Annotated in this window: 17 protein-coding genes; 7 read left to right on the top strand and 10 right to left on the bottom strand. The window is 49.5% G+C overall.

What is annotated here, in order from left to right:
• Positions 1–38: 38 nt before the first annotated feature.
• Positions 39–836 carry a lipopolysaccharide core heptose(I) kinase RfaP gene (gene rfaP / locus HX778_RS08885; RefSeq protein WP_038477153.1) on the bottom strand — a complete coding sequence of 266 codons (798 nt, stop codon included), beginning with the start codon at positions 834–836 and terminating at the stop codon, positions 39–41.
• The gene (locus tag HX778_RS08880; protein WP_038477157.1) at positions 829–1,953 is read right to left on the bottom strand and encodes a glycosyltransferase family 4 protein; all 1,125 of its coding nucleotides are present in this window, start codon (positions 1,951–1,953) and stop codon (positions 829–831) included. The genes rfaP and HX778_RS08880 overlap by 8 nt, the downstream gene beginning before the upstream one ends.
• A 434-nt stretch (positions 1,954–2,387) precedes the next feature.
• On the opposite strand from HX778_RS08880, the gene waaA reads away from it, so the two are divergent.
• Together waaA and coaD are read left to right on the top strand one after the other, a co-directional pair.
• Complete coding sequence (gene waaA / locus HX778_RS08875; protein WP_038477160.1) at positions 2,388–3,665, top strand: lipid IV(A) 3-deoxy-D-manno-octulosonic acid transferase; 1,278 nt, start codon at positions 2,388–2,390, stop codon at positions 3,663–3,665.
• 8 nt (positions 3,666–3,673) lie between these two features.
• On the top strand, positions 3,674–4,153 hold the full coding sequence (coaD, locus tag HX778_RS08870; protein ID WP_038477164.1) for a pantetheine-phosphate adenylyltransferase: 480 nt from the start codon (positions 3,674–3,676) through the stop codon (positions 4,151–4,153).
• On the opposite strand, the gene mutM is transcribed toward coaD, so the two are convergent.
• The 4 genes from mutM to radC form a co-directional block, all read right to left on the bottom strand.
• The gene (mutM, locus tag HX778_RS08865) at positions 4,154–4,963 is read right to left on the bottom strand and encodes a bifunctional DNA-formamidopyrimidine glycosylase/DNA-(apurinic or apyrimidinic site) lyase (RefSeq protein ID WP_176981805.1); all 810 of its coding nucleotides are present in this window, start codon (positions 4,961–4,963) and stop codon (positions 4,154–4,156) included.
• A 68-nt stretch (positions 4,964–5,031) separates the two neighbouring features.
• Entirely contained in the window at positions 5,032–5,199 is a 168-nt protein-coding gene (rpmG, locus tag HX778_RS08860) for a 50S ribosomal protein L33 (RefSeq protein ID WP_003024094.1), read from the bottom strand.
• Positions 5,200–5,219: 20 nt separating this feature from the next.
• A complete protein-coding gene (gene rpmB / locus HX778_RS08855) occupies positions 5,220–5,456 on the bottom strand; it encodes a 50S ribosomal protein L28 (protein WP_008457442.1) in 237 nt (78 codons plus the stop codon).
• Positions 5,457–5,670: 214 nt separating this feature from the next.
• Positions 5,671–6,348, bottom strand: a complete 678-nt coding sequence (gene radC, locus HX778_RS08850; RefSeq protein WP_144244042.1) for a DNA repair protein RadC — start codon at positions 6,346–6,348, stop codon at positions 5,671–5,673.
• 165 nt (positions 6,349–6,513) lie between these two features.
• Here radC and coaBC point away from each other — a divergent pair, with 165 nt between their 5' ends.
• From coaBC to slmA, 3 genes are all read left to right on the top strand, one after another.
• A complete protein-coding gene (gene coaBC / locus HX778_RS08845) occupies positions 6,514–7,725 on the top strand; it encodes a bifunctional phosphopantothenoylcysteine decarboxylase/phosphopantothenate--cysteine ligase CoaBC (protein ID WP_144244099.1) in 1,212 nt (403 codons plus the stop codon).
• Entirely contained in the window at positions 7,703–8,161 is a 459-nt protein-coding gene (gene dut / locus HX778_RS08840; protein WP_016538880.1) for a dUTP diphosphatase, read from the top strand. Before coaBC ends, dut begins: the two co-directional genes overlap by 23 nt.
• Before the next feature lie 120 nt (positions 8,162–8,281).
• Complete coding sequence (slmA, locus tag HX778_RS08835; protein WP_016538879.1) at positions 8,282–8,878, top strand: nucleoid occlusion factor SlmA; 597 nt, start codon at positions 8,282–8,284, stop codon at positions 8,876–8,878.
• 45 nt (positions 8,879–8,923) lie between these two features.
• Here slmA and pyrE read toward each other — a convergent pair whose 3' ends face one another.
• On the bottom strand, positions 8,924–9,565 hold the full coding sequence (gene pyrE, locus HX778_RS08830; RefSeq protein ID WP_038477181.1) for an orotate phosphoribosyltransferase: 642 nt from the start codon (positions 9,563–9,565) through the stop codon (positions 8,924–8,926).
• An 82-nt stretch (positions 9,566–9,647) separates the two neighbouring features.
• Positions 9,648–10,364 carry a ribonuclease PH gene (rph, locus tag HX778_RS08825; protein ID WP_038477184.1) on the bottom strand — a complete coding sequence of 239 codons (717 nt, stop codon included), beginning with the start codon at positions 10,362–10,364 and terminating at the stop codon, positions 9,648–9,650.
• Between the two features lie 125 nt (positions 10,365–10,489).
• Between rph and HX778_RS08820 the strand changes: the two genes are divergently transcribed.
• Positions 10,490–11,353 (top strand): YicC/YloC family endoribonuclease, encoded by an 864-nt coding sequence (locus HX778_RS08820; protein WP_038477188.1) that lies wholly within the window; start codon positions 10,490–10,492, stop codon positions 11,351–11,353.
• Between the two features lie 193 nt (positions 11,354–11,546).
• The gene (locus tag HX778_RS08815; protein ID WP_176981804.1) at positions 11,547–12,809 is read left to right on the top strand and encodes a site-specific integrase; all 1,263 of its coding nucleotides are present in this window, start codon (positions 11,547–11,549) and stop codon (positions 12,807–12,809) included.
• A gap of 57 nt (positions 12,810–12,866) precedes the next feature.
• Here the strand turns inward: HX778_RS08815 and HX778_RS08810 are convergent, their stop codons facing one another.
• Complete coding sequence (locus HX778_RS08810; RefSeq protein ID WP_176981803.1) at positions 12,867–13,220, bottom strand: acyl-CoA dehydrogenase; 354 nt, start codon at positions 13,218–13,220, stop codon at positions 12,867–12,869.
• A 20-nt stretch (positions 13,221–13,240) separates the two neighbouring features.
• Positions 13,241–13,788, bottom strand: a 548-nt coding sequence (locus tag HX778_RS08805) for a hypothetical protein (RefSeq protein WP_176981802.1), incomplete at its 5' end; no start/stop codon positions are given.

Below are 13,788 nucleotides of genomic sequence, written 5' to 3'. Positions count from 1 at the left end.
CTTGCCTCATACCTTACAGGGCTTTTACTTTTAATTAATTATAATGACTTTCTTACCGTTCTTTTCTGTATCTTTTGTGCTTTAACGCCTGCAGTGGCAAACAAAGCTGACTCATTCTTGATGATGTCGCGTAATGGCACAGAAAAATAAATGCTCAGAAATCGGTAAATGTCGCGAGAAGTTAACCCAATGTGCAAAGATGAAAAATAAAGGCCGATGAGGTCTTTGTCTCGCCAACGTCGAGGTACGGCGGGACGAATTTGAGCCCGGTGTAAATCAATCACCGATATCTTGAATGGTTTTTTTGGGGACTCAAACGGTAAATGCAAAAGGAAGTGGCATATGTAGCAATCCCGATGATTTACGCCGCCACGGTGCATATCTCTAACCATCCCGGCCACGCGTTGGATAATTGCGCGTTTCACGCTAACTTCGGGTGGCCTGGCGGCCCAATCTGCACAATAGTCTTCAAGACTCACGGTTGGGGACAGGTCTTCGGTAATAATAAAAGAGGTTCGTTCTAAAGGATTCAGCCCCTTTTGTCCAAACGCAACGCCCTTCATCGTGTCGACGCCAAGCGCCTTGAGCCGATGAATAGCAAACCATTCTCTGTCTGCACCCAGCACCGGCATACGTAATGAAGCCAGGTTTTTTACTACTTCTTTTAACGTTGTGCCACGATGATACTTCAGAAAATAGCCTTTACCCTCCATCTCGAAACGGATAGTCCGACGAGATTCCAGGGCACGGAAGACCTCTCCCTCAAGCTTTATAACCTCAGCAAAAGGGTCTTTTCCGCGCCATTGCGTAGCAAACGGCTCTTTAAGCTCAATCATGTTCACAACCTAAAATAATATCGGCCACTTTCTCAGGCAAACTGTACAGATCCTCACTGTCGGCATAATGCCGCGCATGCTCGGCCCATTGATTACGCAACGCATCATTCTCTAATGCATTGAAAAGTGAGCGGTTCAACGTCGACTGGTTAAACGGCTCAGGAATCACCTCACCACAGCGAGCAGACTCAATATAGTGTGCATACCCGCACACTTCCGTCACCAGAACCGGTAATCCAGAAACGATAGCTTCCAGCAGAACAATCCCAGCCGCTTCCTGGACCGCAGGATGGATCAGTATATCGGCTGCAGCCATCAGCTCGGCAACGTCATCTCTGCCTGAAAAGAACTGCACGTTATCTGCAATTCCAAGCTGCCGCGCCCTGGCTTCGAAACGGCCGGGTTTATCCTGCCCTACGACCAGAAAACGCGTTCTTTTGCGCAAGGTTTCCGGCAACACGGCTATCGCCTCCAGCGAACGAAACACGCCTTTGCGCTTAAAATCCGAGCCCACTTGTAAAACCATTAACTGCTGCGGATCGATTCCGTTCTTCTGGCGGTAAACCTGCCGGCTGTCTGCAATCTGGTTGCTGTACTTTCTGTCGGGGTAAATTCCCGGTGGCATAATATGGAAGCGATCCGATTCCGTCTGATAGTGCTTTTTGAAATCAGCAATTTGCGTTGGCGTCAGCATCAGCAGTTGAGTTTTCTTTCCCTGCTGGAATGTCGCTTTCTCAAATTGCGCATAGTGCCGATAGCGAGCGGTCAATTTGTAGAAAAAGCCCTTTTCACGCTCAACCTTTTCGGCATAGCAGACGTCAGCTGCGTAATAAACATCGAGACCGGGCATTTTGTTGAATCCGACGACTCTATCGACCGGATGCACCTTCAGTTCATTCTCAACCCATTGATGATACTGCGCATTTTTGCCATGATTTGTACGAGCCGTCACCGGAACAAGAACGATTTCAAACTGCTCAGGATGCTCCCCTTGCCACTGTTGGGTAAACACTTTGACGTGATGCCCACGAGAAGCAACGGTTTGAGCTATACGCATAAAATCGCGCTGCAGGCCGCCGTAGGGAAAGTATTTGTATAAGCAAAAAGCAATGATCATGTACTCATATCCGTGAGGCCTAAACCGAAGTCAGACAAACCATAGGGAAAAATCGCTCTAACCAGGTCGATGATGTCGGAAATAAAATGCTCAATTTTCCAACATTGACGAGTCCCGAATGCCTTCCAAAACGTTGCATAGTGTAGCATTTATCAGGGGGCAATCCGATATGAATATCAATCGCACAAAGCAAAGCACAACCTATTATAAAATAAGAAAATTATCTCTATTATCTCTAGTCGTAATGCCTTACCAGCACGGTTTGCAAACCCAGAATTTACCCTCATCTATTCAATAGAAATTGAAAAAAACACCCAAGCGAATATCACCAGGAACAATCAGGGGTCATTTCAGGCAAATTCCGCAAAAGTAATGGCAAAGCTCAGGTTAAATACATAGAATCCCCAGCACATTCATAATGTCAGCCGTGTCCTATGCTCCAATTGCTTTACACCATACTGCTTTACCTCATACAGCCACTCATCTGGCTGCGATTGTGGGTGCGCGGTCGTAAAGCTCCGGCATACCGTAAACGCATTGGCGAGCGCTACGGCTTCTATAAAAAACCGCTCAAGCCCGGCGGCATTATGCTGCATTCTGTTTCCGTGGGTGAAACCCTGGCCGCCATTCCCCTGGTGCGAGCCCTGCGCCACCGCTATCCAGAGCTTCCGATTACCGTCACGACAATGACCCCAACGGGCTCTGAGAGGGTAATGTCCGCCTTCGGACAAGACGTCCAGCACGTCTACCTGCCTTATGATTTACCCTGCGCGCTTAACCGTTTCCTTGATAAAGTCGATCCGAAGCTGGTGCTTATCATGGAAACCGAGCTTTGGCCGAACCTGATAGCCGCCCTGCACAAGCGCTACATTCCGCTGGTCATTGCTAATGCCAGGCTTTCTGCACGCTCAGCTAAAGGCTATGCAAAACTCGGTGACTTTGTCCGTACGCTGCTACAGCGCATCACGCTCATCGCGGCTCAGAATGAAGAAGACGGCGAACGTTTTATTGCGTTGGGAGCAAAGCGAAGCCAGCTGACCGTAACCGGTAGCCTTAAATTTGATATCTCCGTAACGCCACAACTTGCAGCCCGGGCCGTCACGCTTCGTCGACAGTGGGCTCCGCACCGCCCTGTCTGGATAGCCACCAGTACGCATGAAGGCGAAGAAAGCATTGTCATTCAGGCTCATCAGTCGCTTTTAAAACAGTTTCCTAATCTGCTGCTGATTCTTGTCCCTCGCCACCCGGAACGCTTCCCGGATGCCATTAACCTGGTGCGAAATGCGGGGTTGAGCTATACCACCCGCTCTTCTGGAGAGGTTCCTTCTTCCAGTACGCAGGTCGTCATCGGCGATACCATGGGTGAGTTGATGCTGCTATACGGCATTGCCGATTTAGCCTTTGTTGGCGGCTCGTTAGTCGAACGTGGCGGCCATAACCCTCTTGAGCCAGCTGCGCACGCTATTCCGGTGTTAATGGGGCCGCATACCTTTAACTTCAAAGACATCTGCGCGCGCCTGTCGCAGGCTGATGGCCTCATCACCGTGGCCGATGAGCCGTCGTTAGTAAAAGAGATTGCGTCGTTGCTCACAGATGAGGATTATCGTAACTTCTACGGTCGCCATGCTGTGGAAGTGCTCTACCAGAATCAGGGCGCATTACAGCGCCTGTTGCAGCTGCTGGAACCTTATCTCCCCCCTAAAACACACTAAGGTCAGATATGCAAAAGCGTGCAATCTATCCGGGGACCTTCGATCCCATCACCAACGGCCATATTGATATTGTTACCCGTGCAGCCAATATGTTTGACCAGGTGATCCTTGCCATTGCGGCAAGCCCAAGTAAGAACGCACTGTTTACCCTTGATGAACGCGTCGCGCTGGCGCAGCAGGCAATTGCACATTTGCCTAATGTTCAGGTTCTGGGCTTTAGCGATTTAATGGCAAACTTTGCCCGCAATCAGCAGGCAAACGTACTGGTTCGCGGTTTACGTACCGCTGCAGATTTTGAATATGAGATGCAGCTGGCTCACATGAACCGTCATCTCATGCCGGAACTGGAAAGCGTATTCCTGATGCCGTCGAAAGAGTGGTCGTTTGTCTCTTCTTCCCTGGTCAAAGAAGTGGCGCGCCATCATGGAGATGTCGCTCACTTCCTGCCTGAGCACGTCTGTAAAGCGCTTATCGAAAGGCTTAAATAGCTATCGCTGGCAGCGGCGGCAATAGTAAGTGCTGCGTTGCGCATGCTTACCGGCAACAATCGGCGCACCGCAAACCCTGCACGGCTCTCCTTCCCGCCCATACACCTGCAGCTCCTGCGCAAAATAGCCTGGTTTACCATCGGACTGGAGGAAGTCTTTTAGCGTCGTTCCTCCCTGTTCGATAGAGCGCTGCAATACCGTTTTGATCGCCGCAACCAGTATTTCAGACTCTTTTTTGGACAGCGACTGCGCGCTGCGGTCAGGATGAATGCCTGCTGCAAACAAAGATTCGCTGGCATAGATATTCCCCACGCCAACAACAAGTTTGTTATCCATTAGCCAGGTCTTAATGGCCGTTTTCTTTTTGGCGGATTTCTCACGCAGGTACCCGGCATTGAATGCATCGCTCAGCGGTTCAGGCCCGAGATGCGCCAATACGTTGCTGCCTTCCAGCTCTTTGGCCCACAGCCAGGCGCCAAAGCGGCGCGGGTCGGTATAGCGCAGGACTTTGCCGTTGCTCATGATCAGATCAACATGATCGTGCTTCTCCGCCGGAAGCTCTTGCGCAAGGATCCTCAGGCTGCCGGACATTCCCAGGTGAATAATTATCCAGCCATCAGGTAATTCCAACAGCAAATACTTGGCTCGCCGCTGCACGCTTATCACCGGCTTATCGCTCAGGGCATGGATTTCATCAGAAACCGGCCAACGCAGTCGCCCATTGCGTACAACCGCATGCAAGATTGTTTCACCCACCAGATGCGGCTCGATACCGCGTCGGCTGGTTTCTACCTCAGGTAATTCAGGCATCTCTCCTCCGGGAAGCAGGCATAAAAAAACCCGGCCTGAGCCGGGTTTCTTCAACAAAGTTACCAGAATTATTTAATTTTGGCTTCTTTGTATAAAACGTGCTGACGGACAACTGGATCGAACTTTTTCAGCTCCAGTTTTTCCGGCTTAGTACGTTTGTTCTTCGTGGTGGTATAGAAGTGACCAGTACCAGCAGAAGAAACCAGCTTGATTTTCTCACGAATACCTTTAGCCATGATTTATTTCCTCTAAGTACTTAGTACTTTTCGCCACGGGCACGCAGTTCGGACAGAACTGTATCGATGCCTTTCTTATCGATTACACGCATACCTTTAGCAGATACACGCAGGGTGACAAAACGCTTCTCGCTCTCAACCCAGAAACGGTGAGAGTGCAGGTTCGGCAGGAAACGGCGTTTAGTCGCGTTCAGTGCGTGGGAACGGTTATTACCGGTCGCCGGACGCTTGCCAGTAACTTGGCAGACTCGGGACATGTCTATTCTCCAAAAATCAAATTAGCTCGAGCTTCGTATAGGGTTAGGCGCCTCGTCAGGCTGCAAGCCTGGTCCCTGGCGGTTCAATGTGAACCACAGTGCCAGGCGCATAATGCCAAACCCGAGATTCTCAAAGGTGGCGTAGTATACGCTGTGTGAGGCATGTGCTCAAGTCCCGAACAGACAAAGATCCCTATGGATCGCGCCTGATGAACTAAATCCACCCTCGTTCAGCGAAAGAAACGTACTCTCCGTGACCAATAACCAGATGATCAAGCACTCGAATTTCCATAAACAGGCAAACTTTCACGATACGTTCCGTAATAGCCCGGTCTGCTTTACTGGGTTCAGCCTTACCTGACGGGTGGTTGTGCGCCAGTATAATGGCTGCCGCGTTGCATTTCATCGCTTCGCGGACAATTTCTCTCGGATGAACTTCAACGTGACTTATCGTACCGGCGAACAAACGCTCACACTTGATGACCTGGTGCTGGTTATTCAGAAACAGAACCATAAATATCTCACGCTGCTCGGTCATCAGCTGACTCTGAAGGTACTCCCGTACCCGGTCAGGCGTAAGCATGGAGAGTTCGTTCACACCCTGAGACGAATAGTAGCGCCTGGCCAGCTCCGCAATGGCGTGCAGCTGAGTGTATTTTGCTTCGCCGATACCTTTCACTTTCTTGAAATGAGAGTAGTCAGCCGACAACAAGCGGTGCAGGGAACCAAATTCGCGTAAAAGCATGCTGGCAAAGGCCAGGACATGCATGCCGTGGTGGCCGGTGCGCAAGAATAGCGCCAGAAGCTCAGTATCCGTGAGTGAACTGACGCCAAATTGAAGCAGTTTTTCACGGGGTAAATGCGCTTTATCAAGATCAATATCCTTTTTCATGACGACCCTCCCTCTCTTACACAGCCTATAGTGCGGCCTTTTTTCTTCTCGGGCGATGGGCGGGTTTTGGTCTTGCGTGATGCCTCGCAAACTGCAAAAAGGCGCATGACAGCGATTGTGATAAAATAGCCATTCGACTGTATCTTCCAACGGATAAAAATCATGATGGGACTTTCCGGCAAGAAAATTGTTCTTGGTGTCAGCGGCGGCATTGCTGCCTATAAAACACCTGAGCTGGTTCGTCGTCTGCGCGATCGCGGAGCGGATGTACGAGTGGTAATGACCGAGGCGGCGAAGGCCTTTATCACGCCACTAAGCTTACAGGCCGTGTCAGGCTATCCGGTGTCCGACAGTCTGCTTGACCCCGCTGCCGAAGCCGCAATGGGCCACATTGAACTAGGCAAATGGGCAGATTTAGTCATACTGGCGCCTGCAACGGCAGACCTGATTGCGCGTGTAGCAGCGGGAATGGCAAACGACCTGGTCAGTACAATCTGCCTGGCAACGCCAGCTCCGGTTGCCGTCGTTCCGGCAATGAACCAGCAAATGTACCGTGCGGCTGCAACCCAACATAATCTGGACGTTCTAACCGCTCGTGGCCTGCTGATTTGGGGGCCGGATAGCGGCAGCCAGGCATGTGGCGATATCGGGCCAGGACGTATGCTGGACCCGCTGACGCTGGTTGATATGGCGGTGGAACATTTTTCCGTCGTCAAAGATCTGCAACATCTGAACGTCATGATTACCGCCGGCCCAACGCGCGAACGTCTGGACCCCGTCAGATACATCACCAACGACAGCTCAGGTAAAATGGGCTTTGCTATCGCCGCAGCTGCGGCGGCTCGCGGCGCTAACGTCACCCTGATTTCCGGGCCGGTCAATCTGCCAACCCCGGCATGGGTAAACCGAATTGATGTCACAACGGCGCTGGAAATGAATGATACGGTCCAGCAAAGAGTATCAGGGCAGCATATTTTCATTGGTTGCGCCGCCGTTGCCGACTACCGCGCTGCGGTTGTTGCCGACGAGAAGATTAAAAAGCAAGGCGATGAAATTACTCTGAAAATGGTTAAAAACCCGGATGTGGTTGCCGGGGTCGCGGCGCTTTCCGAAGGCCGCCCTTATGTTGTAGGGTTTGCCGCCGAAACAAATAATGTGGAAGAATACGCCCGGAAAAAGCGTACTGCTAAAAACCTGGATCTGATCTGCGCCAATGACGTATCTCAGAATAATCAAGGGTTTAATAGCGACAGCAACGCATTGCACCTTTTCTGGCAGGAGGGAGACAAAGTCTTACCGCTTGAGCGTAAAGCACTCCTTGGCCACCTTTTATTGGACGAGATCGTTACCCGCTATGATGAAAAAAATCGACGTTAAAATTCTGGACCCGCGTGTTGGTCAGCAGTTCCCATTGCCAACCTATGCCACCTCCGGCTCTGCCGGTCTTGACCTGCGTGCTTGCCTGGATGACGCCGTAGAACTTGCCCCTGGTGCAACAACGCTGTTGCCTACCGGCCTGGCTATCCATATTGCTGATGCCTCTCTGGCCGCAGTAATCCTGCCTCGCTCCGGCCTGGGCCACAAACACGGCGTAGTGCTGGGCAACCTGGTGGGGCTGATTGACTCCGATTATCAGGGTCAACTGATGGTTTCTGTCTGGAACCGCGGCCAAAATAGCTTCACCATTCAGCCAGGTGAGCGCATTGCACAGATGGTCTTTGTACCTGTCGTCCAGGCCGAATTTAACCTGGTTGAAGATTTTGACGCCAGCGATCGCGGCGAAGGTGGCTTTGGCCATTCTGGCCGCCAGTAATACCGTTTTATAAACGTAACCCTACCGCGCTGATAACGTTAAAACAGACCGCAAACCAGGCGTTTGCGGGCGCGGTTCGGTGTTTACCTGACAAGGTATTTTTCAGGGGTATTTTAGAACATGGCAGAAAAACAGACCGCGAAAAGGAATCGTCGCGAGGAAATACTTCAGTCTCTGGCCCAAATGCTTGAATCCAGCGACGGCAGCCAACGGATTACCACCGCTAAACTGGCGGCAACCGTTGGCGTGTCCGAAGCCGCTCTTTATCGACATTTTCCCAGCAAAATGAAAATGTTCGATAGCCTGATTGAGTTTATCGAAGACAGCCTGATTACCCGCATTAACCTGATTCTGAAAGATGAAAAAGACACCTTAGCCCGCCTGCGGTTAATCGTGCTGCTGGTCTTAGGTTTTGGTGAACGGAATCCGGGCCTGACGCGTATTCTCACCGGTCACGCGCTTATGTTTGAACAGGATCGCCTGCAGGATCGCATTAATCAGCTTTTTGAACGCATTGAGGTTCAGCTGCGCCAGGTCATGCGTGAAAAAAAGATGCGTGAAGGCGAAGGGTTTACCACCGATGAAGCTCTGCTGGCTAGCCAGCTTCTGGCCTTCTGCGAAGGGATGCTGTCGCGTTTTGTACGAAGTGATTTCCGCTATCTGCCCACGGATGATTTTGATACCCGTTGGCCGCTGATTGCCGCTCAGCTTTACTAATAAAAAAGGGCCTTAAGGCCCTTTTTACTGATTCTCAAAAAAAGCTTAAACCCCAAACTCTTCACGGTATTTGCGCACCGCAGCCAGCTTGTCCGCCATCTCAGGCTTCTCTTCCAGATAGGTAATCAGATCTTTAAGAGTGATGATAGAGATGACTTTACACTGATAATCACGCTCAACTTCCTGGATGGCAGAGATATCGGCGCGGCCGCGTTCCTGTCGGTCGAGAGAAATGAGAACGCCGGCCAGGCTCGCGCCATTCGCGGCAATAATCTCCATCGACTCACGAATAGCGGTCCCAGCCGTGATCACATCGTCCACCAGCATAACGCGCCCCTGAAGCGGGCTGCCGACCAGGTTACCGCCTTCACCGTGGTCTTTCGCTTCTTTACGGTTAAAGCAGTAAGGCACATCGCGCTCGTGATGCTCCGCCAGCGCAACCGCCGTCGTGGTAGCAATAGGAATGCCTTTATAGGCCGGGCCGAAGAGCAGATCGAAGTCGATACCGGAATCCATCAGTGCGGCTGCATAGAAACGCCCTAATAACGCCAGATCGCGCCCGGTATTAAACAGCCCGGCGTTGAAGAAATAGGGGCTCGTACGCCCGGATTTCAGCGTGAATTCGCCAAACTTGAGTACCTGTTTGTTAAGCGCAAACTCAATAAACTGGCGCTGATACGGTTTCATGGATTCGCTCCTTAGCATTGTTACACGGACATAAAAGTTACACGGACATAAAAAAAGCGACTTCTCAGTCGCTTTTAAAAAATTAATTTTCTAACGCCGCCTTCTGCGACGTGATGATGGAATCAATGCCCCCTCGAGCCAGCGCCAGTAGCGCCAGTAGCTCTTCATGGGAGAACGGCTCGCCTTCTGCGGTGCCCTGCACCTCAATCATGCGTCCGTCTTCCATCATGACAACGTTCATGTCGGTTTCGGCCGCTGAGTCCTCGACATACTCCAGATCGCAGAGTGCTTCGCCGTTGACGATGCCAACGGAAACCGCCGCAACCATGCCTTTCATTGGGTTAGTTTTCAGCTTGCCGGAGGCAACCAGGCCATTAAGTGCATCGGCCAGAGCCACGCAGGCACCGGTGATAGAAGCAGTGCGGGTGCCGCCGTCGGCCTGCAGAACGTCACAGTCAAGCGTAATGGTAAATTCACCCAGCGCTTTTAAATCCACAGCTGCACGCAGTGAACGAGCGATAAGACGTTGAATCTCAAGAGTACGGCCACCCTGTTTGCCTTTTGCCGCTTCACGGGCATTACGGCTGTGGGTTGCACGCGGCAACATACCGTATTCAGCGGTGATCCATCCCTGGCCCTGACCTTTCAGGAAGCGAGGCACGCCTTCTTCAAGCGTCGCGGTGCACAGTACTTTGGTATCACCGAACTCGACAAGCACGGAACCTTCAGCGTGTTTAGTGTAATGACGGGTCAGGGTAACTGGGCGCACTTGTTCGGCGCTACGACCTGATGGACGCATGGGCTTATCTCCGGCTAAAACGAATGTGGCTGCGCATTATACGGACTTCAGGCGCTTATTCCTATCCTGCAAGACCCCTGATGGCTATAATCCCCCCATACATTAGCTGAAAACGGGTACGTACTATGATCCGCAGTATGACCGCCTACGCCCGGCGTGAAGTAAAAGGTGAATGGGGCTCTGCCTCCTGGGAATTACGCTCGGTAAACCAGCGCTATCTCGAAACGTATATCCGCATGCCGGAGCAGTTCCGCAGTCTTGAGCCCGTTGCCCGCGAGCGCATCCGCAACCGCCTTACGCGCGGTAAAGTCGAATGCAACCTGCGGTTCGAGCCCGATGCTCGTGCGCAGGGGTCACTGATCCTTAACGAAAAACTGGCTAAGCAGCTGGTTGAGGCCGCTAACTGGGTCAAAATGCAAAGCGATGAAGGTGAAATTAACCCGGTAGATATTCTTCGCTGGCCGGGCGTAATGGCCGCTCAGGAGCAGGATCTTGACGCAATCACCGCCGAAATACTTTCCGCTCTTGACGGCGCGCTGGACGACTTTGTTATTGCCCGTGAGACCGAAGGTCAGGCGCTGAAAGCGTTGATTGAACAGCGCCTTGAAGGCGTCAGCGGCGAAGTGGTTAAGGTTCGCGCCCAAATGCCAGAAGTCGTGAAATGGCAGCGCGAGCGCCTGGTTAACAAGCTGGAAGAAGCCGAAGTTCAGCTTGAGAACAACCGCCTTGAGCAAGAGCTGGTGCTGATGGCACAGCGCATTGACGTCGCTGAAGAACTGGACCGCCTCGAAGCACACGTCAAAGAGACCTATAACATCCTGAAAAAGAAAGAAGCCGTTGGCCGCCGCCTCGACTTTATGATGCAGGAGTTTAACCGCGAGTCGAACACGCTGGCTTCTAAGTCAATCAATGCAGATGTCACAAGTTCGGCTATCGAGCTGAAAGTCCTGATCGAACAGATGCGCGAGCAGATTCAGAACATTGAGTAATATCTCAGACGATCTCACCTTGTCTCACCCAAGTTGAAACTACCTCTAATAGCCCGTTAATACGGGCTATATCTTTATCACCTTGTCTCATCATGTATCACTACAGCGCATGTTTATCGTGTACTTAACTATGTACATAATGACTTTTATGGCATCATGCTTATGTACACAAGGCACATAAGCAGGGTCATATATGGCAAAAATGACAGACATACAAATCAAGGCATGGATCAGAGCTGACGAACGCTTCGAAGCAAGGTCAGATGGCAATGGTTTATCTCTCTGTTTTCCAAAGAAATATGCTGCTCCATTCTGGCGTTTTCGCTATCGTTTCTCTGGAAAACAGCGGGTAATGGGTATCGGTTCTTATGCTGAACTCTCACTAGCAAAAGCGCGGGAGACAGCCAAAGAACTCTCAGCACGTGTAGCATTGGGTTATGACGTTGCGGGAGAGAAGCAAGAACGGAAAGCTGACGCCCTCAAAAAAATAGAGTCTGAAAAACATGCACTTCGGGTATCCCAATTAGCCAGCGAATATTTTGAACGCCAGATACTTAAACGCTGGAAGCACCCCGACATACTGCGCCGCCGAATCGAAAAAGATATAAATCCAAACATAGGCAACCTGCGAATAGAGGACGTTCGCCCTTATCATATTGATGATATGTTGCAAAAGATCCTTCTACGAGGAGCGCCTACCGTTGCCAATGACGTCCTCAGATGGACTCGACGGATCTTTGATTATGGAATCAAGCGGCACATGCTGGCTGCTAATCCAGCAAGTGCATTTGACATCTCTGATGCCGGAGGACAAGAACAAAGTCGTGAACGCTGGTTAAGTCGAGAAGAGCTGGTACAGCTTTTTCAGGTAATGCCTTTGACCAAAGGGTTTTCCCGTCAAAATGAACTAACTATGAAGCTCATTTTAGCCCTATGCTGCCGTAAGATGGAATTGTGTGGTGCCAGATGGTCAGAATTTGATCTGGATGAAGGCGTCTGGCATTTGCCTGCTGAGCGCGTTAAAAACGGCGATGGTATTGATATCCCGCTGGCGTCACCCGTTGTTGGCTGGATTAAAGAATTAAAAATCATGTCCGGCAATAGTGAATGGGTTCTCCCAGCAAGAAAAATGCAACACCGCATGATTCCTCATATTCAGGAAAGTACATTGCCCGTAGCGTTGGCTAAAATAAGATCAAATATGTCAGATGTGCCAAATTTTACGATTCATGATTTTCGGCGAACTGCCCGCTCCCATTTAGCTGCGCTGGGGGTCGATCCGGTGATAGCAGAACGCTGCTTAAATCATAAAATCAAAGGTGTTGAAGGTATATATAATCGCTATCAATACTTTGAAGAACGTAAGCAAGCATTGACTGTATGGGCTGAGCTACTTACAACATTGGAAAAGGGTAATAATTACAACGTAGAACCAATAAGAAAAGAAATAGTGTAATATTGTAATCTATTAATATTTACTTTAGCCTGATTAGTTTCAGGCTAAAGTAATCTTTCATTTATTATATGTGCCGTTTATAGAACCTATAGATGTTACACCGCAGTATTTATCACAATCCTTCGAGATAACCTGCATGGCACCATTATCTAATTCACTTATCAACACAACACACATGCTTGACTGGTCACTATAAACCCAACGGTTACGTTGCCCTTTACGTGCATCAATGAGTGTTAATTCACCTCCTATTTCACATACTCCCGATGTAGTGCCAAGTGAAGAATTAATACTAAAGGTGGTTTGGTTTTTGCTCTGATACAAAGAGATTATTCCATTTATTTTTTTAAAATCACTGGCTTTGGCTGAAAAACACAAAATCATCAATGGTAGAACCGTCAAAAGTTTCATATCTGCATCTATATATAAGATTAATATCTCACACCATTCTTATTAAATACAACAAAAGCGACTGAATAATACGAGTTAAATACCAGTCCCTCCTCTTCTATATTCTCAGCAGCAATAAGTCCTTTTTCATTTATAACCCCCTTCAAGAAAAACTCATTATCCTCTTGATAAAGTGCAAATCCTGTTGCAGGACGCCCAGCAAGTTTTACTTTGAAACCTATATAATTATTATACTTAACAACTTTAACTGACTGGAGATTTGGAAGGTCGTAAAAAACAGAGATAAACTGTTTTAGATTCGAGAAAAATAAAAAGTTATCATTCAAGCTTGCGCGAACATAAACATTAGAGTTGAGTCGCTTATCTGTAAGTCCCAAGTTTGAGATTTCATTACTGTATTTGTCAGATAAGTATTTTAATACATCGTTATTTGTAACTCCATCTTGCTGAGTTGACACTGCACTTACAGTCTCTTGCAAATTTATATTATTCGAAGAGGAATAGCCAATATTACAAGAAAAAAACAACGAGATACTTAATATTTTAGCGATAGATGAATTGTTCATAT

Source organism: Cedecea sp. P7760, assembly GCF_013386425.1.
Taxonomy (GTDB): domain Bacteria; phylum Pseudomonadota; class Gammaproteobacteria; order Enterobacterales; family Enterobacteriaceae; genus Cedecea; species Cedecea selenatireducens.
The sequence above is the reverse complement of the archived record's forward strand: the minus strand, read 5'-3'. Positions and strand labels throughout refer to the sequence as shown.